Consider the following 21,889-nt stretch of genomic DNA (forward strand, 5'->3'; position numbering starts at 1 on the left):
CGACGTGTCGGATCAACGAAAACCGGATCCCACTTATTCGTCCGACGCTCTATGAAGCCATCTACGGCAACTCAGAAGCGAAGATTGAGTTTTCCGGCCACGTTCTGGCTTTCATAACCGCCGCCGAACAGGCCGGTATAGTTCAACTCGATGCTGAGCGTCTCGCTGAGTTTTGAGGCGATGCCGACGCTGATGACGGCCTGATCTTCCGCAATCGGTGCGCCATATATGCCGAACACATCGCCGCCGGCGAAATAGACCTCCGAACTCGGGTCCACGTCGCCATAGGCATGACGCCAGCCCAGTTCGCCGGTTACCTCGGCCTCGTACTGCCCCGCCGCGAAGGCATAAGCGGCGCGAAGGCCAAGCGTAGTGAAGCCGACCGAGCTGTCCGAGCCATTGCGCGACAGCGCCGCGATGCCGCCGGTCTCGGTAAAGGAATCCGTCTGCTGGTAGACATAGGCGGCGTTGGCGAAAGGTTCCACGCGGAAATTGTCATCGACTTGCACGGTGTAGCCGATATCGCCGTAGATCTGGAAGGTCCCGGCGGTGTAGTCGCCCGACAGCTGTTCCGACAGGCCGGTGAAGCTGACATAGCGCTTGGCGGAGACGTCGTGCCAGGTATAGGCCGCGCCGAAGTCGATGCCGATCGCATCCCACTGACCGCCGCCATAGGCGCCGAGCGTGAAATCATTGCTGTTTCCCGAGGCGTTGCGGCCGTCGACATCGAAGTTCGAGCGGCCATAACCCACCAGCGCCCCGAAACGCATCGTGTCAAAGGCGGCTACATCCGCGCCGATGAAGAAGCCGCCGACCGAACTCGTAATGCTGGCCGCACCGTCGCTACCCTTCAGGTCGGACCAGGAGCCATAGCCGGCAAGCCAGACCGCAACGCCGCTGTTGTCATCGCCGAAGAGGCCGAAGGGCGAATCGCTCTCGGGAGCTGCGGCGTAGTTGCTGGCGGTAGAGGCCTCCTCGCCGGTGGTGATGCCGCCAAAGGCGTTGCGCATCCGCTTGCTCATCGCATCGCGAACATAGTAGCTGTTGGCGATCATTGCATTGCCGATCGAGGAATATGTGTCGCCGGAAAGCTGGGACAGGGCGTTGTCGACCGCGTTCGCCGGCAGCGACTGGATAATCTGGTAGAGCGGATTGTCCGGACCAAGGCTGTGGATGCCGTTCGCCGTGGCGCATTCATTGGCGTTCATGCCGGGAAGGCAGAAGCCCGCGCTTTCATCCGCCTTCAACGTCAGGATGACGCTGGTTGCGGTGTAGCCGAGCGTGGCCTGCAGATAGGCGAGATTGCTCGTAACCGTGTCGAAGCCGGCATTGCCGTCGCTATTGCCATCCTCGGTCGTCACCGTATCCGTCGTGCTGACAATGGTATATTGCTGTCCGTCGGCAAATGTGCTGCCGTTCGCGACCATGTCGACGCTGCCGCCCGCAATGGTGACAGGACCGGTTGCGGAGAGGAGGTCGCCCGCCCCGTCATCCGAGAGATTGACGAGATAGGTCGACCCGTCGGCAAAGCTCAGGCTGCCGGTCGACAGGGTGGCAATGTCCGATGCCGTGCCAGCAGTGATTGAGCCGTCGGCCTCCACGGTGACATTGCCAAGTTTGCCATAGCCCTGCAGCCAGCCGCCCGCGACATGAATATCGCCGCCAAGTGCCGCGTTCCGGGCGATTTCAAGCGTGCCGTTCAGGACGTGGCTTGTTCCGGCGAAACCGGAATTGTCGGCCGTCATGCGGGTTGTGCCGCTGCCGATCTGGGCGAAGCCGCCGGTGCCGGAGAGGGCGTTGCCGAAATCGAAGCTGTCGCTGCGCATGATGGCGAGTGTGCCGTCGCCGCCGACCGCGACCGTGCCGGAAACGGACCCGTTGGCGCCGCCATTGCCAAGTTGCAACGTCCCGCGGGAGACAGTGGTGCCGCCGCCATAGCTGTTATTCGCCGTCATCGCCAGCGTGCCGGAACCCGATTTCGTGAGCGCGCCGCTGCCGACGATATTGCCGCTCATGGTCAGGGTATCGGCATTGCCGACAACCGCGATCGTGCCGCCGAGCGAACCGAGCGTGACGCCGCGCTTTGTCTCGAACGTGCCGGAGACCGAGAGCGTGGCGCTGGATATGCCAATGCCGCCGCCCGATGCACCGAGATTGGCATCGCTGGAAATCGCAAGCGTGCCGGCCGATATTCGCGTTCCGCCGGAATAGGAATTGGCTCCTGAAAGCACCAGCGTTCCGTCACCGGACTTGGCAAGACCCGATGCGCCTGCAAGAGCGACAGCCAGGGTTGCTGTATCACCCGCATTTGTCACTTCCGCCGTAACATAGGTCGTGCCGGTCGGAGCGGTCAGCGTCAGTTTGTCGCTTGCCGTTCTGCCGGCAACAGTGTAGCCGTCGATCTCGAACTTCATGCCTCCGACCGCGATTGGGGTAGCGCTGTCCACCGTGACCCGCGGCGTTGGCGTTGCCCCTGGCGTCGTCGAGAAGATCGCGGTCGCGCCGTCATGCCATGCGCGGTTGATCGCGCCAGCATTGTCCGTCCAGTTGAGGCGTCCGTCGGCCTTCCATATGCCGTCGCCGCCGACAATGCCGGTGCCGCTGGTCTTGGTGCCGTTCCAGTACAGCATGTCTGTCTGGGTGATCACCTGCAGCACGATATCGGAGCCGACCTGGTTGAGCTGGGCGACGGTGCCTGCCGCAAGCGGGGCCATGGTGTTGAGCGTCAGCCCGCCAATGGAGCCGCCGGCCAGGCTGGTGTAGCTGATCAGCGCATAATTGCCGGCAGCAAGCGTGACCGCGCTTGTCGGCTCGATTGTGCCGTAAAGCGACAGATTGCCGGTTGTCACGGGCGCGGGGTCGCTGGTGTTGCGCAGGTTGGCGATATAGGTCGATCCCGGCGTCGAGCCGGTTCCGGGCGTGAGCACCAGGCTTGCAAAACTCATCGGCGCGGCATAGTCGGCCGACAGCGCTCCGCCGTCGGCGACGGTCACTGTGCCGCCGCTGCTGCCGCTCGTCGCGCCGTTCTGCAATGTCGCGCCCGACTGAACGTTGATATCGCCGGAAAGCGATCCGCCAAGTTGGAGCGTACCGGCGGCCACCGTTGTTGCGCCGGAGAAGGTGTTTGCGGTGCCGGAAATCAGCAGCGTGCCGGTTCCGCTCTTTTTCAGAGTGCCGGCGGGTGTCGTGAGATCGGCGAGAACGCCGGCCATGGTCAGCGTCGCGCCGCCATTCACGTTTACCGTGCCGCCGGTGCTGTCGATGTCGATCTCGCGGCTGGTGCTGAAGGTTGCCGATGCCGTAAGCGCGCCGCCGGACAGCGTGACCTTGCCGGAAGCATCGCCGAGATTGGCATCGGCGCCGACGACAAGACTGCCACCCTCGATGCTGGTGCCGCCGCTATAGGCATTGGCCGCCGAGGTCAGGGTCAGTGCGCCGGCGCCCGTCTTGCGCAACTGGCCCGATCCGCTGATGGCGCCGCCCATTGTGACGGTGACGGACGAGGATGCGAGGTCGATCACGGCTTCGCTGCCGGCGAGCGTGATGGCGCGGGTCGCGTTGAACGATCCGGTGGCCACAAGTCTGCTGGCGTCGCCGAGCGACAGCGCGCCAGCCGCGTCGCCGAGGTTCTGATCGCGCGCGATCGAGACCAGCGTGCCGGCGGTGACGGTGGTGCCGCCCTGATAGGTGTTTGTTCCCGAAAGCAGGTATACCAGGCCAGAACTCGTCAGCGTCAGAGCGCCGGCGCCGTGGATTGTGCCGCCGAGACTGATCGTGCCGGTGCTAAGCGTCGTTTCGATCGTGCCGTTGCCGCTTCCAAGCGTGGTGTCCCGACTGATCGCACCCGCCGTGGTAACTTCAAGCGTTGCGTTATCGAGGCTCAGATGGGCGGTTGCGCCAAGGGCCGCATCATCGGCGATCGAGAGCACTGCGCCGCCGCTGACATTGGTGTCGCCGGCATAGCTGTTGGCGGTGTTGGCGAGCACCAGCGTGCCCGCGCCGGTGAGGTTGAGATCGCCGGGGCCGGAGAAGACCCCGTTTGCCGTCAACGTGGCGGCGCTGCTGGCGATGTTGATTGTGCTGCCCGATGCGGCAAGCGTAACATCGCGCGCCGAGGTGAACCCGGCGGTAACATCCAGCGTTGCCGCTGCAATGCTGATTTTGTTGGCGGCATCGCCGAAATTGCCGTCGCTGCCAACGGACAACGTGCCCGCCGTGACATAGACGGTGCCGGTAAAGCTGTTGGCGCCGCCAAGGACCAGTGTCCCGGGTCCGGTCTTCTTGAAGTCGGCGGAACCGTCGATCACCACGTCGACCGTTGCCGTATAGCTCGCATCGGTCACTTCTGCGGTGAAGCCTGAGGGAGCGGCCAGGGTCAGCTTGTCGCCGCCGGTTGCCCCTTGAAGCGTGTAGCCGTCCACCGAGAATTGCATGCCGGCAGTCCTGACGGCCCCCGAGGTGGTGCTGTCGATCGAGACGACCTGTGGTCCGCCGGGGGAAGCGGAGAAAACGGCCGTATCGCCGTCGACCCAGGCCGAGGCCGCATTGAGGTTGTCGACCCAGTTCTGGGTTGCGCCATTCGACCAGGTGCTTGTGCCGCCGATGGCGGGGCCGCCGCTCGTGTTCGGCCCGTTCCAGGTAAGGAGGTTGGATATAGCCGTAAGCTCCAAAACCACGGTGCTGGTGGGCCCCGACGTCGTTGTGGAGAGCGTGGGCGCAAGTCCGGCGGAATGGTTGACATGGCCAAGCGTCATCGCGCCGACCGAACCGCTGACGAGTGTGGTGTAGCTCAGAAGATTGTAGGTCCCCGCGCCAAGCGTGCCGGTGCCGGTCGGCCCAGTGGTCACCTGAACCGCGCCGGCAAGCGTGGCATTGCTGGCGCTCACCAGTACCGGCGCCGCCGCGCCGGAGACATTGGCCGCAAAGGTCGAGCCGGGGCTGCCCGCATTGAGAACCAGCGTATCGACGCTCAACTGTGCCGAATAGTCGGCGGAAAGTGTCGCGCCGTCGGCAATGTTCAAAGAACCCGCCGCCGAGCCGTTCGATGTTGCGCTGACGAAGGTTGCGCCCGAATTGACGGTGATGTTGCCCGTCCAGTTGCCCGTCAGCTTGAAGTCGCCGGCGGCAATCGCCAGGGCGCCGGAATAGGTGTTGCCTGTGCCGGAGACGTCCAGCGTTCCGGGGCCTGTCTTGGTCAGGTCGCCGCTGCCGGTAAACGCGCCGCTTGCCATCAGTGTCGCGCCTGATGCAACAACGCCGATAGCATTCCCCGTGGAGCTGATGGCAAAATCGCGGGCCGTGGTCATGGTGCCCGCGCCGGTTAAGGACAGCGCGCCGCCGGACAGCGTCACGCCGCCTGAAGCATCGCCGAGGTTGCCGTCGCCGGCGACATGGATGGCGCCGGCGGAAATCGTGGTGCCGCCGGTATAGGTATTGGTTCCGGAAAGCACCAGCGTGCCCGCCTGGGTCTTGGTGATCGCGCCGTCGCCGGAAATGACCTGTGCGAAGGTCATGGAGCCGGTATTGTTGAAGTTGACCGTCGTGCCGGCCGCAGCGGCGATGCCGCCACCGACATTGCCGTCATTGCTGCCATTGCCAAACTGCAGCGTGCCGCCGGTGAGGGCGATATCGCCGGTAAAGGTGGCGCTGTTGTCGGCCGCGATTACCAGCGTGCCATTGCCGGACTGAGTCAGGTCGCCCGCTCCCGAGATCGCGCCGGTCAAGGTCAGCGTATCGGCGGCGGCGGAAAGCGCAATGCCGTTGGATGCACCACTGACCGTAAAGCCGCGCGCGCTGGAAACCGTGCCTGAAACGGCGAGCGTGCCGCCCGAAAGCGTGACGCCGCCGGAAGCATCGCCGAGATTGCCGTCGCTTGTGATCGACAGCTGGCCCGCAGAAATCGTGGTGCCGCCGGTATAGCTGTTGCCGGTGTTGGATAGAACGAGAATACCGTCGCCGGTCTTCTCAAGGCTCCCCGCTCCGCCGGTCTCCGAAACCGTTCCGCTGATTGTAAATGTCTTCGTCCCGTCCACTTCAATGGTCAGATCCGCAGCCAGCAGGCCCAAATCACGCGCTGTCGCCATTGTATCGGTGACATGAAGCGTGCCCCCATACGCCAGGATATTGCCCGCGCTGTCGCCGAGATTGGCATCGCTCGAGATCGCAAGCGTGCCCTCATCGAGGTACGTTCCGCCGGTATAGGTATTGGTGCCGCTAAGTGTAATTGCGCCGCCGGCGCTGTTGACGTCCAACGCGCCGCTTCCGGAAATCGTGCTGCTGATCGTGATATCGGGGGCAGTGAAATCAGTCGCGATCTGGCCTCCGGAACCGGTCAGGCTGATCGCGCGGGAGAAGGACGTCATGGAATCAAAAACTAAAATCCCGCCATCATTAAGCGTCACGCTGTTGGCGGGATTGCCGAGATTGCCATTGTCGGAGATAAAGACTTGCACCTGATCAATGGTTACGTCGCCGACAAAACTGTTGCCGGCATTGCCGAGCACCAGATTGCTGTCGCCGGTGATATCGATATCGGCTGTGCCGTCCAGCAGCACATTGAGGGTGGTGGTATTGCTCAGGCCATTGACAGCAATTGTCACCGATGTGCCGCTTGCCGGCGTCAGGGTCAGCTTGTCACCGGTCGATCCGGTCACCGTATAGCCGTTAACATCGAACTGGAGACCGCCGACAACGATATTGCCGGAAACGGTTGCGGTTTGCGCGCCACCCGGCGTGGCCGAGAAGATCGCGACGTCGCCCGGGTTCCATGCGGTCGGGGTGTTGAGCGGCAGGCTGGTGTCCATCCAGTTGGTGGTCGGGCTGTTCGACCATGTGCTCGTACCGCCAACAATGGTCGTGCCGGTGACGGTGGCTCCGTTCCAGTAGAGCGTGGTGGCGCCCGATTTGACGTCGAGATAGATCGTCGAGCTGTTCTGCGCCAGGGCTGCCACGAGACCGGGTTGGAGCGAAGGCGTCGTGCGTAGCGTCAGGTCGGAGAGGCCGCCGGCCGAAATCGTCGAGAACGAAACCAGATTGTACTGGCCGGCCGCCAGCGCAGAGCCAGAGCTCACGTCGACAGTGCCGTAAAGCGCGGCGCTGGTGGTCGCCACCAGAGCCGGCGCGGCGGGCGCGGCAACGGAAAACGACAGGATCGATCCGGGCGTTCCCGCTTGCAGAACCAGTGTGTCGATGGTCAGAACCGCCGTCGAGTCGGCGCTGATCGTGCCGCCGTCGGCAATCGTGACGGCTGAACCGATCGTGCCGTTGGCGCCGGTGCTGGCGAGTGTCGCGCCGGATGCGATCGTGATATCGCTGCTTGCAACGGTCCCGGCGACCTGCAGCCCGCCGGCGCTGACAGTGGTCGCGCCGGAATAGGTAAAGCCAGTGCCGGAGAGATAGAGCGTGCCGTCGCCGGTCTTGGAGAACGCGCCGCTGCCGGTCCAGTTGCCGCTGGCCGTCAGCGTATCGCCCGCGCTGCCAACCTCGATCGTCGCCCCGCCTGCGCCGAAACTGACGTTGCGCGCCATCGAGAAAGTCGAGGACGCCAGAAGCGCACCGCCATCAAGCGTAAGATCGCCGCCGACATTGCCGAGATTGGCATCGGCCGAAACCGAGACGACGCCTGCGTTCACGGTCGTGCCGCCGGTATAGGTGTTGGTCCCCGAAAGCGTCAGCGTGCCATCGCCGTTTGCGGTCAGGCTGGAGCCGGAAATGACCCCTGTCGCCGTGAGCGTTTGCGCGGAGGCAACCGAGATCGTGCCGCCGCCGGTGCCGAGCGTCACCATGCGGGCCGTTCCGGTCGTGCCGCTCACGTCCAGCGTGGCGCCGGCAAGCGTCAGATTGCCGGTTGCGTTGGAGCCGAGATTGCTGTCATCGGCAATCGACAGCGTGCCGGCCGAAACCGTCGTGTCACCGGAATAGGTGTTGGTCCCCGACAGCACGAGCTTGCCGTCGCCGGTCTTGTGTACACCGGTGGAGCCGCCCAGAATGACGCTGATCGTGGCCGTGTCGCCGGCATTGGCGACCTGGATCTCGGAGGAGGGGCCGCTGTGCGGATCGAGGGTGAGGACATCGCTGCCCGTGTTGCCGGCAATGGTGTAACCGTCGCCGGTGAAGATCATGCCCGCGACGTTGACGGCGTTGGTCGATGAATTGACGGAGACCGTGCCGCCGGTATTGGCGAAATGGGCGACCGCCTGCTGCACCCAGGCAGAGGGCGTGCTGTAGGTCACATCGGTCCAGTCCTGGGTGGTGCCGTCATTGATCCACGCGCCCGAACCGCCGCCGGAGCCGTTGCCGTTCCAGTAAAGATCGGTCGCACTCGGCGCAGCCTGCACGACCAGTGTTATCACACCGCTGACATCGCTCACGCTCGCGGCCTTACCGGCTGCGACATGCAGCGAGGAGACGTCGAAATCGCTGGTCGCGCCCGTCAGCGAGCCGCCGGAATAGTCGATCAGCGCATAATTGCCGACGCCAAGCGTGTTGGATGGATTGGCAATGGCGACCGACGAATTCACCGTCAGCCCGCCGGAGGCCACGAACAGCGCCGAACCGCCCGCATCGGCGGTGGCAAGGTCCACCTGCACCGTCGAACCGGAGGAAAGCGTCAGCAGGCCGCCGGTCAGGTTCAGCACCGTGCCCGCCGCAGCCGACATCAGCGTGCCGCCGCCCGATATCGTGGTGGGGCCGGCAATGCTGGAACTGCCTGTCGCGGTCGGCCCGCTCAACGTGCCGTTGATCATGGCCCCGCCGCCGAATCCTCCGCTCAGTTGCCCCCCGTTCTCCAGCAAAAGGGTCGCGCCGGCGGCGACGGTGGTGAAGCCATAAAACAAGCTTGAAGAAGCGTTAATGATCGTCTTTCCGCCGAGGATCGAGAGACCCTCTCCCGTACCGCCCGATTGCAGGTTTGCGGGCAGGGTAAAGGACGTCGCTGTGTTGATTGCGAGCGTACTGCTGTCGACAACAATCTCGGAAACGTAAGTGGGCGATGTCGAGCCATCGCCGATCTGAAGCGTCGCTCCGCCCGAAATCGTCGTCGTGCCGCTGTTGGTGTTGCCCGTCCCGGTGATCAACACGGTGCCGGCTCCGGAGATTTCGAGATTCTTGCTGCCTGAAAGGTTGCCGGAAAGCTGCAGCGTATCGCCGCTGTTGAGGACGGAAATCCCGCTGTTGGCATCGATTTTCACCTGCTGGGTCAGCGCCGCTGAAGCCGTGGCCTGCAGCGTGCCGCCATCGAGCGTGAGAGTGCTTCCCGTACCGAGACTGCTTGCGGCGGCAATCGACAGGACGCCGCCGCTGATGGTGGTATCGCCCTTATAGGTGTTTGTGCCCGACAGGATCAGTGTTCCGTCGCCGGTCTTGTGCAGGAGGTAGCCTGACAGGTCCTGGAGCGTGACCGCGAGCGTCGCAGTCACGCTGGCGTCGACCTCCATGAGAACGTCAATGCCGGTCGAGGGGGCGAAAGTCAGGGCGTCTGAACCGGTGTTGCCTTGTATGGTGTAGTCGGATTTGAAAGTCAGACCGCCGATATTGACCGCGCCGCCGCTGCTGTCGACCTTCACGGTTCCGGCCGTCGCGCTGAAAATCGCCGTCTGTCCGGAATTGTCCCACACCATCTGCGGATTGGTGGCCGCATTGTCGGAGGACCAGTTCGCGTCGACAAGCGACCAGATGCCGTCGCCGCCGATGAAACTGCCCTGCGCGCCGGCGCCGTTCCAGTAAACACCCGTGGGCGGGTTCATGACCTTCAGCACAAGCGCGTTGTGGTCGTAAAGCACGGCGGCGATCGTGCCGACGGGAATGAGAGACCCGACGGAAGCGGCCATGAGAGACGGCGTGCCAGACGCCGTGCCGGCATAGTTGATCAGCAGATACTCGCCGATGGGCAGGCTGACGCCGCTGTCGACGGAAACCTGAAGCGTGCCGCCCTGCACGTCGATATCCTGCGTCAGATAGAGCGGTGTGGTGAGCGAACCAGTGGGATCAAGGGTGACCTTGAAGGTGGAGCCGCTTTCGAAGGTCAGCAAGGACGTTCCGACGGTGGCGGAGCCATAGGTTATCGCGTTGCGGTATTCGCCGACCAGATGTCCGCTGCTCGTGATTGTGACATCGCCGCCAAGCGTTTTCTGTTCAAGCTCAAGTTTTCCGTTTCCGCTGACGGTGGTCTTGCCAAGAAAGCCGGCTCCGTCCGCCCGGTAGGTCGTTCCATGGGTTGTGACGTTGAAAGCTGCATTGGTCGTGGCGCTGCTGAAAGTGCCGGCAATGTAGGCATCATTGCCTGTGCCGCCAAGGCTGGCCAGAACCGTATTGTCCTGCAAAGTGATAGACTGTGCGCTAAGCAAGTAACCATCCCGATTGGATCCGGTGCCAAACTGCAGCATGCCTGAGGCGACGGTAATGTTGCCCGAATAGTCGGAGAAGCCGCTCAGTTCGCCGATAACGACGTTCCCGTCGATTGTCAGATCATATGCGTTCGAACCAGGCGGGTCCATCATGCGGAGGCCAGCCAATGTCATGGTCGCCGCGCCGGAGGTGGCAAGCGTGGTGTCGTTGTCGACTTCGATTGCGCCGAGATTATCGAGCACGACTGTGCTTGTGGCCAGCAGCGTGCCGCCGTTGAGATAAAGGTTTACGCCGCCTGCGCCAAGCTGGCCGCGATCGGAGACGGACAACGTGCCTTCGGTGACCTTGATATCGGCAAAACCGTTCGCCGCTGCCAGAACCAGCGTGCCGGCGCCGGTTTTCTCCAGGCCGACGCCGGAGGCCGTGTTAAGGCCGATATTGACGGTTGTGGTGTGGCCGGCATTGACCACGTCGATCGGCACGAAATTGCCCGTTGTCGCCGTCAGCGTCATCGCCGTCGCGCTTTGACCGGCCAAGTATTCGAGCGAATAGCCGTCGCTTTCGAACCGCATGCCCGAAGCGTTGAAGGGCGTGCCGTTGTCGACGGTGACCGAGCCGCCGGACGCGGCAAAAATGGCATAACCGTTCGTGGCGTTCCACGCTGCCGGCGAGCCGCTGGCGGCGGCATCGCCGTACCAGACCGTGTTGGCTGCCGACCATGTGCCCGCGCCGCCGAGCAAATTGCCGGTCGATCCCGTGGCATTCCAGTACTGCTCGTTCAGGAGCGAGATCAGGTTGAGCGTGATGACGTTGCCGCTCTCGGTAAAATTCGCGCTGACGCCGTAAGCGGCGGTGTGCGTGCCCAGAGTGAACAGGGCCAGAGCGTCGCTATATGAACCGTAGCCAATAATCTGATAGCTCGTTCCGGCCGTCAGAACTGTGCCGCCGCTGTCGAGATTGACCGTCACAGTACCCGCGACATGCAATCCGTCGGTGGAAAAGATCGGCGCCACAGTGGACGTATTCGTCACGGTCAGGTCGATGGTCGACGATCCGCTGAACGAAAGCCCGCTGGCCCCCGCGCCGAGGGTTGCCGTCGCATTGCTGGCATCGCCAATAATCGAGCCATCGGTGACGACGACCGTTCCGGTCGCCGCGGCCGCGCTGCCCAGTGTCATGGCGTTGCCGCTCGTGATTTTCACCGTGCCGCCCAGCTTGGCGTTGTCATCAAGCGTAAAAAACGCGGTCGAAACATTTGTGGTGCCGAGAAAGCCGCTGCTGTCGCCTGTGAACCTGACGGAACCGGTGTGGCTGCCCGATACCTGATTGAAAAGAGAGATCGAGGCGGACGCATCCGTGCTTGACAGGTTTCCCGAAATCAGCGCCTCGGCGGCGACGCCGGTGACAACCATCGCGGAGCCGCTTGTGCCGCCGAAGACAACATCGGCCGCAAGCGATCCGTTCTCATAAGATGGATTTATGGCAATGCCGACCTGCAGCACGGAATCGTTCTTCAGGGTGATCGTGCCGCTGTAGGTGCTGTTTCCCGTCGTCGTCAAAGACGTCCCGTCGATCGTCAGGTCGCCGGCGCCTTGCAGATTGCCGGTTCGGAAGTAAACCTGCGAACTGATCGCGCCGCCGCCATTGAGAATGCCGCCGCCTGTACCGATCGTGAGCGAATCCATTACAACGCCCTGCACGTATGTGACGATCGTCGCATTGTTCTCGATCGTGACATCGGCGCTGCTGCCGCCGAACCCGCCGACACCCGTGCCGACAGTGCCTGCCGAAATCGTCGTGTCGCCCGTATAGGTGTTGGCGGCTTCCAGGAATAGATATCCATCTCCGGTCTTGTGCAGGCCGGCGCTGCCGGCCAGAACGGCCGAAATCACGGCAGCATTGCTGCTGCCGACGACATTGATTTCCACCGGAGCGCCGGCGCCGGGAGAGACAAGGGTGAGGATGCTGTCGGGAGGGCTGCTCGTATTCGGGCCGAGCGTGTAGTTATTTATGCTGAACGTGATGCCGCTGACATTGATCGTGCCGCCGGCCGCCGCCGAACTGTCGATCATGACCGTTGCCGCCGTTGTGCCGCCGAATATCGCGTTGGTTCCTGTCCAGGCGGCATTGGGCGTGCTCGCCGTGCTGTCGGTCCAGTTGAGCCCGTTGACCGACCATGTTCCGGCGCCGCCGGTCAGCGTGCCCGTTGATCCTCCCCCGTTCCAGTAGAGATCCTGCGCGCGCGCCGCGCCGCCCTCTGGCCCGGCGAGGCCAAACAACAGCGCGCTGGCGCAGGCGGTCCCTGCAAGCAGCCGCGACAGGCGATGTCGCGTAAAATACCGAGTGTGAAAAGCGATAGTGGCGCTGTTGCAGCGCAGGGATTCAATACAGTTCATCATGCCCCCGATGACGAATCGTGAATGTAAATTCCTCATTATTTATAACTATTATTCAGAAATCTCAAGTAAATTATGTAATGTCTGTTTACGTTTAATAGTATTTTTATCGTTACATCTAATAAATTATATTATTTTTAAGTTAATTAAACTATTTTCATTCACGTAGAGGTTCCTGTCCAAGGTGTCTCGCCGACGGCTTTTGTGTATGGTGGGATCGTCGCTCCCTGCGTCTGGGAGAGCGGAGAATTGCTATCGGGCTGATCGCAACCGGCGCTGGTATTACGCTTATCTTCTTTTTGTTCCACGACGTTCCGAAAATAATCGCCTTCTCTCGCCGGCCATGATGAGTCACAATGCTTGACATTGAGGGTTTCGGTCCGTCACGCTTGGCGTACCGTTGGTCTTCCGGGCACAAATCCGGAAGCAATGGAGCCGCCTCCGTATCCGGAGCGAAATCCGGACTATTCGCAGGCGGGGAGAGATGACCGGCCCCGGCCGGCGAAAGGAAATAATCATGAGAGATATGCCAGGACGTCCATCCCGGCGCGGGTTCCTCAAGGGGAGCGCTGCGGGGGTGGCGATTGCTTCGCTTGCGGGTGCGGTGAAGGCACAAGCGCCTCAAAAGGAACCGCCGCCGCCGCTCGACCAGTATGAGCGGGTCTATTTCAACGAAGCGGAATGGGCGTTCGTCATGGCCGCCTGCGACCGTCTCATTCCCGCCGGCGGCAACGGCCCGGGGGCGATCGACTGTCGGGTGCCGGTCTTCATCGACCGGCAGCTCGCAGGCAATTTCGGCAAGGCAGCGGACTGGTACATGCAGGGCCCGTTCGATCCCGCCGCCAATCCCACGCTCGGTTTCCAGAGCCCGCTGACGCCGGCGGAAATCTATCGCCAGGCGATTCCCGTCTTTCAGGAATGGTGCAGCCAGACGCATGGCGACCGTTTCGAAAGTCTCGAAGCGGCAAAGCAGGATGCCGCGCTGACATCGCTGCAGAAGGGCGAGGTGGGGCTGGCCCCCGAGCTGCGCGATTTCTTCCAGTTCCTGCTCGCCAACACCAAGGAGGGCTATTTCGCCGATCCGTCCTATGGCGGCAATCACGACATGCAGGCCTGGGTCTATATCGGCTTTCCCGGCGCGCGCGGCGCCTTCACCTCCTGGCCGGGCCGCGAGAACGCGCAATATCCGCTCGGCCCCGTGGCAATCAACGGAGACAGGGCGTAGATCATGGCAACGAGAACAGATCCCAAGAAAGACGTCGTCATCATCGGCCTCGGCTGGACCGGGGCGATCATGGGCATGGAGCTCGCCAATGAGGGGCTCGACATCCTCGCGCTCGAGCGCGGCGACGACCGCAGCACGGTGCCCGATTTCCAGTATCCCAACATTTTCGACGAACTGAAATACGCCGTGCGTTACGACCTGATGCAAAAGCCGGTCAACTCCACGCTGACCGTGCGTCACAATACGCAAGAGACGGCGCTTCCCTATCGTCACCTCGGCTCGTTCCTGCCGGGCGAAGGCGTCGGCGGGGCCGGCGTTCACTGGAACGGCCAGAACTGGCGGCCGCAGGCGGTCGAATATCGCCTGCGCTCCTATGTCGAGGAGACCTTCGGCGCCGATATCATTCCGGAAAACATGCAGCTTCAGGACTGGGGCGTGACGGCGGAGGAGCTGGAGCCGCACATGACCAAGTTCGAAAGCGTCGCTGGCATTGCCGGCAAGGCGGGCAATATCAATGGCGAGATCCAGGAGGGCGGCAACCCGTTCGAGGCGCCGCGCTCGGCCGAGTATCCGATGCCGCCCTTGAAGAACACCTGGGATTCGGAGCTGTTCGCGGAGGCCGCCCGCAATATGGGCTACCATCCGTTCCCGCGGCCGGCGGCCAATGCCTCGATCCAGTATACCAATGACTACGGCATGCAGCTTGGGCCGTGCAATTACTGCGGCTACTGCGAGCGTTTCGGCTGCAACAATTATTCCAAGTCATCGCCGCAGGTCTGCATTCTCGACGCGCTGAAACGCAAGCCGAATTTCAGCTACAGGACCCGCTCGGAGGTGCTGAAGATCGAAAAGGCCGCCGACGGCAAGACCGCCACGGGCGTGACCTATTTCGATGAGAAGACCGGCGAGGAGGTGTTCCAGCCGGCCGATCTCGTGCTGGTCTGCGCCTATTCGCTGCACAATGTCCATCTTCTGCTGCTGTCGGAAATCGGCGAACCCTACAATCCCGATACCGGCGAAGGCGTTGTCGGGCGCAACTACTCCTACCAGATGACCGGCGGCACCAGCCTGTGGTTCAGGGACAAGGTGTTCAACCCGTTCGTGGGCACCGGCGCGGGCGGCATGTCGATCGACGATTTCTCGATGTCACAGATCGATTTCGGCAAGGAAGGCTTTATCGGCGGCAGCTACATCACCGGCGGCCACACCGGCGGTCGTCCGATCCAGCAGATGTCGCTCCCGCCGGGCACGCCGGCCTGGGGCGCGGGCTGGAAGGACGCCGTTGGCGAATGGTATGGCCACAACCTGTCGATCGGCTCGCATGGCTCCAACATGGCCTATCGCGACACCTGTCTCGATCTCGATCCCACCTACAAGGACCGCCACGGCCGTCCGCTGATGCGCATGACCTTCGACTGGAAGGACAATGATATCAGGATGACCCAGTTCATGAAGGCCAGGATTGAGGAGATCGCAGAGACTTTGAACCCGGATGCCATGGCATCGGGCTACAAGGGCGATGGCGCCGAGTATGACGTGCGCCCCTACCAGTCGACCCACAATGTCGGCGGCGCGATCATGGGCGTCGACCCGAAGACCTCGGCGATCAACCGCTATCTCCAGAGCTGGGACTGTCACAACGTCTGGGTCATGGGCGCTTCCGCCTTCCCGCAGAACATCCAGTATAACCCCACGGGCGCGGTCGGTGGCCTCGCTTACTGGGCGCTGGAGGCGTTGCGCAAGGACTACCTGCCCAACCCCCGGCCGTTGATGTGAGGAGCGGATCATGAAAACCTTTCTTCGCATCATTCTCGCGCTCATCGTCATCGGCGTCGTGGCGCTTGCGGCGATCATCTTCGTGCCGCCGTCCCTCACCAAGCCGGATGACAAGCTGGCGGCCGACTGGGAGCCGGCGCCCGGCGAGGGCCAGTACGTCACCCAGATGGCCGACTGTCAGGCCTGTCACACGGCAGAGGACGGCGAACCCTTTGCCGGCGGGCGGCCGATCGAAAGCCCGATGGGCACGATCTGGTCGAGCAACATCACCCCCGATGATGAAACCGGCATCGGCGGCTGGACCTATGATCAGTTCCATGCTGCCCTCGTCGACGGCATCGCGCCGGGCGGCGTGCACCTCTATCCGGCCATGCCCTATGAGAACTACCGGCATATGAAGGAGGAGGATATCCGGGCGATCTGGAGCTACATCCACAACGATGTCGCGGCGGTCGACAACCCGGTGAAGGAGACCGAGCTCGACTTCCCGTTCAACCAGCGCTGGGGCATTCGTCTGTGGAACTGGGCCGCGCTCGGCAAGCCTGGCTTCCGGCCGGATGACGCGGCGAGCGAAAGCGACCAGCTTGAGCGCGGGGCCTATCTGGTGCAGGCGCTCGGCCATTGCGCGGCCTGTCACAGCCCGCGCAACATGATCATGGCCCAGGACGGCACCAATGCCGATGATCCGGCCTTTCTGACGGGCGGCGAGATCGGCGGCTGGACGGCGCCCGATCTGCGCACGGCGGAATCCGCGCTGCAGACCTGGACCGACGCGGACCTGAAGGACTATCTCACCACCGGCCGCAACGCCCATTCGGCGGTGGTCGGCGAGATGCAGCTCGTGGTCGGCGAATCCCTTCAATACATGAAGGATGAGGATGCCGATGCCATGGTCGGCTATCTCCGGGCGATCTCGGACGTCACGCCTGACCCGCAGCCCGTCCCGGACGAGCGGACGACGGACCGACTCGATGCCGCCGACGATCCGACGACGGCGAAGCTGAAATCGGCTGAAAACCTTTCAGGCGGAGAGCTGCTCTATCTCAACAACTGTAATGCCTGCCACATGCCGGACGGCCGCGGCGCGCCCGGCGTGTTCCCGGCGTTGAAGGGCAATTCGCTGGTGACTGCGCCGACGACCAGGGGGCTGACCGAAGTCATCCTCCACGGCGCGACGCTACCTTCGACGGCCGAGCGACCGGAACGGCTGGAAATGCCGGCCTTCGGCGACCGGCTGTCGGATGCCGATATCGCGACGCTGGCGACCTTCCTGCGCAGCGCCTGGGGCAACTCCGCCCCGGCCGTGACCGAGAACGACGTCAAGGCCGTGCGCCAGTAAGACTAAGTGCCCGCCGCTTTGATGAAGCGGCGGGCCCGGCAATATCCATTGCAGTGGAATTGCGCTTCCGCAAAAGCGGCGCGGCATCACGAACGAGGCCGCGCCGTGCGCGATACGGCCCCGGCAAAATGCCTGCCTTGCTGCGCTGTCGCCCCGTGCGCAACGCGACACTCGACATTACGCTCTGTTTGGCCTATATGGGCGCCAGCATTGAAACAGATGCGCATGAATGGCCCCTGCTGGACGACATCCCGGCCCGGGCGACTTGAAACACCCTCATTTCTCAAAGAAAGGATGACCGATGTCGATTACTGCTGAACGCAAGGCAGAGCTGATCAAGGAATTCGCAACCAAGGAAGGCGACACCGGTTCGCCGGAAGTTCAGGTTGCCATCCTGACCGAACGGATCACCAACCTGACCGAGCACTTCAAGGACCACAAGAAGGATAACCATTCCCGCCGTGGTCTGCTGACGCTGGTTTCGACCCGCCGTTCGCTGCTTGACTATCTGAAGCGCATCGATGAAAGCCGCTATACGAGCCTTATCGGCCGTCTCGGCATTCGCCGCTAAGCTTTATCCGGCGGGCGTTTGCGCCCGCCGTTTCCATTTGCGCTGACAAGCGCCGGTTTTGCGCCGTGGCGGGCGCTGGATCAGAAGACGCGGCCCCGGAACGTCCGGCGCCGCATGCCGAAACGGACCTGTCATGGGGCAGGATTGCAGGCTGCTTCGCCACCGGAAGCAGCACGTTGTCTTGCCCGTGACGTGTCGAACGAAACGTGACGCCGCGATGTCGCCTTTCCTTCGGGCAAGAGCGGGATCGCAGCATTTGTTAAAGGACAAGACATGTTCAATTGCCACAAAGTGGAAATCGAGTGGGCCGGTCGCACGCTCACGCTGGAGACCGGCAAGATTGCCCGTCAGGCTGACGGCGCGGTTCTGGCCACCTATGGCGAGACCGCCGTTCTCGCCACCGTCGTCTCCGCCAAGGAGCCGAAGCCGGGCCAGGATTTCTTCCCGCTCACCGTCAACTACCAGGAAAAGACCTTTGCAGCCGGCCGCATTCCCGGCGGTTATTTCAAGCGCGAAGGCCGTCCGAGCGAAAACGAGACCCTCGTTTCCCGCCTGATCGACCGTCCGATCCGTCCGCTGTTCCCGGAAGGCTACAAGAACGACACCCAGGTGGTGGTCACCGTTCTCCAGCACGACCTTGAGAACAACCCCGACATTCTCGCCATGGTCGCGACCTCGGCCGCGCTGACGCTGTCCGGCGTTCCGTTCATGGGCCCGATCGGCGGCGCGCGCGTCGGCTACATCAACGGCGAATATGTGCTGAACCCGCATATCGACGAAATGCCCGAAACCGCGCTCGACCTCGTTGTCGCCGGCACGGGCGATGCCGTTCTGATGGTTGAATCGGAAGCTCAGGAGCTTCCCGAGGACGTCATGCTCGGCGCCGTCATGTTCGGCCACAAGGGCTTCCAGCCGGTGATCGACGCGATCATCAAGCTCGCCGAAGTCGCCGCCAAGGAGCCGCGCGAGTTCGAGCCGGAAGATCATTCCGCGCTTGAAAACGACATGCTCTCCTTCATCGAGACCGAACTGCGCGACGCCTACAAGATCACCGAGAAGGCCGCCCGCTACGCCGCCGTCGACGCCTGCAAGGCGAAGGTGAAGGAGCGTTACGCCCCGGCCGAAGGCGAGGAAGCAAAGTACACAGCCGAAGAAATCGGCGCCGTGTTCAAGCACCTCCAGGCCAAGATCGTGCGCTGGAACATTCTCGACACCAAGAGCCGCATCGACGGCCGCGATCTCGAGACCGTCCGTCCGATCGTCTCGGAAGTCGGCATCCTGCCGCGCACCCATGGTTCGGCGCTGTTCACCCGCGGCGAAACCCAGGCGCTGGTGGTTGCCACGCTCGGCACCGGCGAAGACGAGCAGTATGTCGATGCCCTGACCGGCATGTACAAGGAACGCTTCCTGCTGCACTACAACTTCCCGCCCTATTCGGTCGGCGAGACCGGCCGCATGGGCTCTCCGGGCCGCCGTGAAATCGGCCACGGCAAGCTTGCATGGCGCGCGATCCGGCCGATGCTGCCGACGGTGGAACAGTTCCCCTACACGCTGCGCATCGTCTCGGAAATCACCGAATCCAACGGCTCGTCCTCGATGGCGACCGTCTGCGGCACCTCGCTGGCGCTGATGGATGCCGGCGTTCCGCTGGCAAAGCCGGTTGCCGGCATCGCCATGGGCCTGATCCTGGAAGGCGAGCGATTCGCGGTTCTCTCCGACATTCTCGGTGACGAGGACCACCTCGGCGACATGGACTTCAAGGTCGCAGGCACCGCCGACGGCATCACCTCGCTGCAGATGGACATCAAGATCGCCGGCATTACCGAAGAGATCATGAAGGTCGCGCTCGGCCAGGCCCAGGGCGGCCGCAAGCATATTCTCGGCGAAATGTCCAAGGCGATCACCGAGGGCCGCGAGCAGCTCGGCGAATATGCTCCGCGTATCGAGATGATGACGATTGCCGTCGACAAGATCCGCGACGTTATCGGTTCGGGCGGTAAGGTCATTCGCGAGATCGTGGAAAAGACCGGCGCCAAGATCAACATCGACGACGACGGCACGATCAAGATCGCTTCTTCTTCCGGCAAGGAAATCGAAGCGGCCAAGAAGTGGATCCACTCGATCGTCGACGAGCCGGAACTGAACGCGATCTATGAAGGCACGGTCGTCAAGACCGCCGATTTTGGCGCTTTCGTCAACTTCTTCGGCCCGCGCGACGGTCTCGTTCACATCTCGCAGCTTGCTTCCGAGCGCGTTGCCAAGACCACCGACGTGGTCAAGGAAGGCGACAAGGTCTGGGTCAAGCTCATCGGCTTCGACGAGCGCGGCAAGGTCAAGCTGTCGATGAAGGTCGTTGATCAGGAAACCGGCAAGGAAATCGAGCGCAAGCCGAAATCCGACGCCGCCGAGTAAGGCTGGCCTGAGTGGTGGGGTTACGTCTCTGAAGAGGCGGGCTCGGCGCTGGACGTGACAAGGCAGCGGCGCGGCATACTCCACACGATCTCCCCCCTTGAGGGGGAGATGTCGCGAAAGCGACAGAGAGGGGTAATGGGCACAAGCCCGTAGCTCCGCATTTGCCGATAGGGTTCACCCCTCTCTGCCCCTTCGGGGCATCTCTCCCTCAAGGGGAGAGATTGAGGGAAAGAACCGCAAGGCATTCATTTTCAGGCGTGAGCAGCTATCGCTCGCGCCTTTTTCACAGGTGACATCATGGCCCGCGAGACGCTGAAAACCATTTTCCATCCCTTCGAAAGCGGCACGATCGCCATGCCCGAGGGCGGGCGTTGTCTGTTTCTGGGCGCTGAGCCCGGTTACCGCGTGCCGGAGGGCTTTGGTGCGGCGATCGAGGCGGTGCAGCCCTATCGCCCGCATTTCATCGGGCTGGAGCGCGCTCATGCCGACGTTGCGCCGGAGGCGGGCGAGGGGCGTTACGACCTGACGCTCATCCTGCTCACCAAGCATCGCGGCGAAAACGAGAACCGGATCGCGGAAGCGCTCGCAAAGACCGTGCCCGGCGGTTTCATCGTGATCGCGGGCACCAAGGAAGAAGGCATCCAGTCGCTGCGGAAGCGGCTCGGCCACCTGTTTGCCGATCTCGATTCCATGCCGAAATATCATGGCGTCGCCGTGTGGTTCACCCGCCCGGAGGAACCGTCGGAAGCGCTCGCGAAACTCACCCACCCGACGGTCGAGATCGATGGCCGGTTCACCACCGTGGCGGGCCTGTTCTCGCATGACCGGATCGACGAGGGTTCTCGCATTCTCGGCGAGCGCCTGCCGGAGGATTTTTCCGGCCTCGCCGCCGATTTCGGCGCCGGCTGGGGCTATCTTGCCGCAATGCTCGCCGAACGCGCGCCGCGCACGGAGGGCATCGATCTCTACGAGGCGGATTACCGCGCGCTGGAACGCGCCAAGGTCAACCTGGCGGGCCAGCAGGGCGCATTCCGTTATTTCTGGCAGGACCTTGCGGGCGAGAAGGTCAGGACGCGCTACGACCTGATCATCATGAACCCGCCCTTCCACGCCGGCAAGGCCGCCGAACCCTCCCTCGGCAAGGCGCTGATCAAGGCCGCCTGCGACGCGCTGAAGCCCGGCGGGCGGCTGCTTCTGGTCGCCAATCGCGGCCTGCCCTATGAGCCGGTGCTTGCGGAAAACTGCAAGGAGAGCGGCGAGGACTATCGCAATGCCCGCTTCAAGGTCCTCTGGGGCCGCAAGTGAGGTTCAACGCCCTCATTCCGGAACTCGGCGTGAGGGACCTTTCGAAAAGCCTCGATTTCTATGTCGGCCTGATCGGCTTTTCGATCGCCTATGACCGCCCGGAGGAGGGCTTTGCCTTTCTGGAACTGGGCGCGGCGCAGCTCATGCTGGACACGATCGGCATGGGGCGGAACGTGGGGGACGCGCCGCAGAACCTTGGCGGCGGCATCAACTTCCAGCTCGAGGTCGCTGATTTCGACGGTATCGTCGCGCGGCTTGCCAAGGCGGAATGGTCGCTCGTACTCGGTCCCGAGGAGCGGCGCTATCGAACGCCGAATGGCGAAAGAGGCCAGCGCCAGCTCTGGGTGCGAGACCCGGACGGATATCTGCTCAGGCCGTTTCAACCGGTCCAGACAATTCGATGACTGCTCGCATGCCCCTCCGCGTCGATGGGCACCTTGACATGTAGTATTCTCTTCCATCTCAGGTTGTGGTAGGAGTGTTCTGTTTCTCCGGATTGTATTTTCGTGAATCGGAAGGAG

Annotated in this window: 8 protein-coding genes; 7 read left to right on the top strand and 1 reads right to left on the bottom strand. The window is 62.8% G+C overall.

Annotated features, from left to right (window positions below; all coding sequences use genetic code 11):
• Positions 1 to 71: 71 nt before the first annotated feature.
• The gene (locus V6767_RS14580; RefSeq protein WP_448474141.1) at positions 72 to 12,623 is read right to left on the bottom strand and encodes an autotransporter-associated beta strand repeat-containing protein; all 12,552 of its coding nucleotides are present in this window, start codon (positions 12,621 to 12,623) and stop codon (positions 72 to 74) included.
• Positions 12,624 to 13,257: 634 nt separating this feature from the next.
• Between V6767_RS14580 and V6767_RS14585 the strand changes: the two genes are divergently transcribed.
• The 7 genes from V6767_RS14585 to V6767_RS14615 all read left to right on the top strand — a co-directional run bounded on the left by V6767_RS14585 (position 13,258) and on the right by V6767_RS14615 (position 21,772).
• Positions 13,258 to 13,965, top strand: coding sequence for a gluconate 2-dehydrogenase subunit 3 family protein (locus V6767_RS14585; RefSeq protein ID WP_448474142.1), 708 nt, complete (start codon positions 13,258 to 13,260; stop codon positions 13,963 to 13,965).
• 3 nt (positions 13,966 to 13,968) lie between these two features.
• Positions 13,969 to 15,741, top strand: a complete 1,773-nt coding sequence (locus V6767_RS14590; RefSeq protein ID WP_448474143.1) for a GMC family oxidoreductase — start codon at positions 13,969 to 13,971, stop codon at positions 15,739 to 15,741.
• Between the two features lie 10 nt (positions 15,742 to 15,751).
• The gene (locus V6767_RS14595; protein WP_448474144.1) at positions 15,752 to 17,080 is read left to right on the top strand and encodes a c-type cytochrome; all 1,329 of its coding nucleotides are present in this window, start codon (positions 15,752 to 15,754) and stop codon (positions 17,078 to 17,080) included.
• Positions 17,081 to 17,381: 301 nt separating this feature from the next.
• Complete coding sequence (gene rpsO / locus V6767_RS14600; protein WP_230719524.1) at positions 17,382 to 17,651, top strand: 30S ribosomal protein S15; 270 nt, start codon at positions 17,382 to 17,384, stop codon at positions 17,649 to 17,651.
• 273 nt (positions 17,652 to 17,924) lie between these two features.
• Complete coding sequence (gene pnp, locus V6767_RS14605) at positions 17,925 to 20,063, top strand: polyribonucleotide nucleotidyltransferase (RefSeq protein ID WP_448474145.1); 2,139 nt, start codon at positions 17,925 to 17,927, stop codon at positions 20,061 to 20,063.
• 297 nt (positions 20,064 to 20,360) lie between these two features.
• Positions 20,361 to 21,368 carry a class I SAM-dependent methyltransferase gene (locus V6767_RS14610; protein ID WP_448474146.1) on the top strand — a complete coding sequence of 336 codons (1,008 nt, stop codon included), beginning with the start codon at positions 20,361 to 20,363 and terminating at the stop codon, positions 21,366 to 21,368.
• Positions 21,365 to 21,772 carry a bleomycin resistance protein gene (locus tag V6767_RS14615; RefSeq protein ID WP_448474147.1) on the top strand — a complete coding sequence of 136 codons (408 nt, stop codon included), beginning with the start codon at positions 21,365 to 21,367 and terminating at the stop codon, positions 21,770 to 21,772. The genes V6767_RS14610 and V6767_RS14615 overlap by 4 nt, the downstream gene beginning before the upstream one ends.
• Positions 21,773 to 21,889 lie beyond the last annotated feature (117 nt).

It is taken from the genome of Martelella sp. FLE1502 (assembly GCF_053484255.1).

Coding starts and splice junctions, on each gene's coding strand:
- rpsO (WP_230719524.1), top strand. CDS start 17,382: ATGTCGATTACTGCTGAACGCAAGGCAGAGCTGATCAAGGAATTCGCA.
- pnp (WP_448474145.1), top strand. CDS start 17,925: ATGTTCAATTGCCACAAAGTGGAAATCGAGTGGGCCGGTCGCACGCTC.
- V6767_RS14585 (WP_448474142.1), top strand. CDS start 13,258: ATGAGAGATATGCCAGGACGTCCATCCCGGCGCGGGTTCCTCAAGGGG.
- V6767_RS14610 (WP_448474146.1), top strand. CDS start 20,361: ATGGCCCGCGAGACGCTGAAAACCATTTTCCATCCCTTCGAAAGCGGC.
- V6767_RS14590 (WP_448474143.1), top strand. CDS start 13,969: ATGGCAACGAGAACAGATCCCAAGAAAGACGTCGTCATCATCGGCCTC.
- V6767_RS14595 (WP_448474144.1), top strand. CDS start 15,752: ATGAAAACCTTTCTTCGCATCATTCTCGCGCTCATCGTCATCGGCGTC.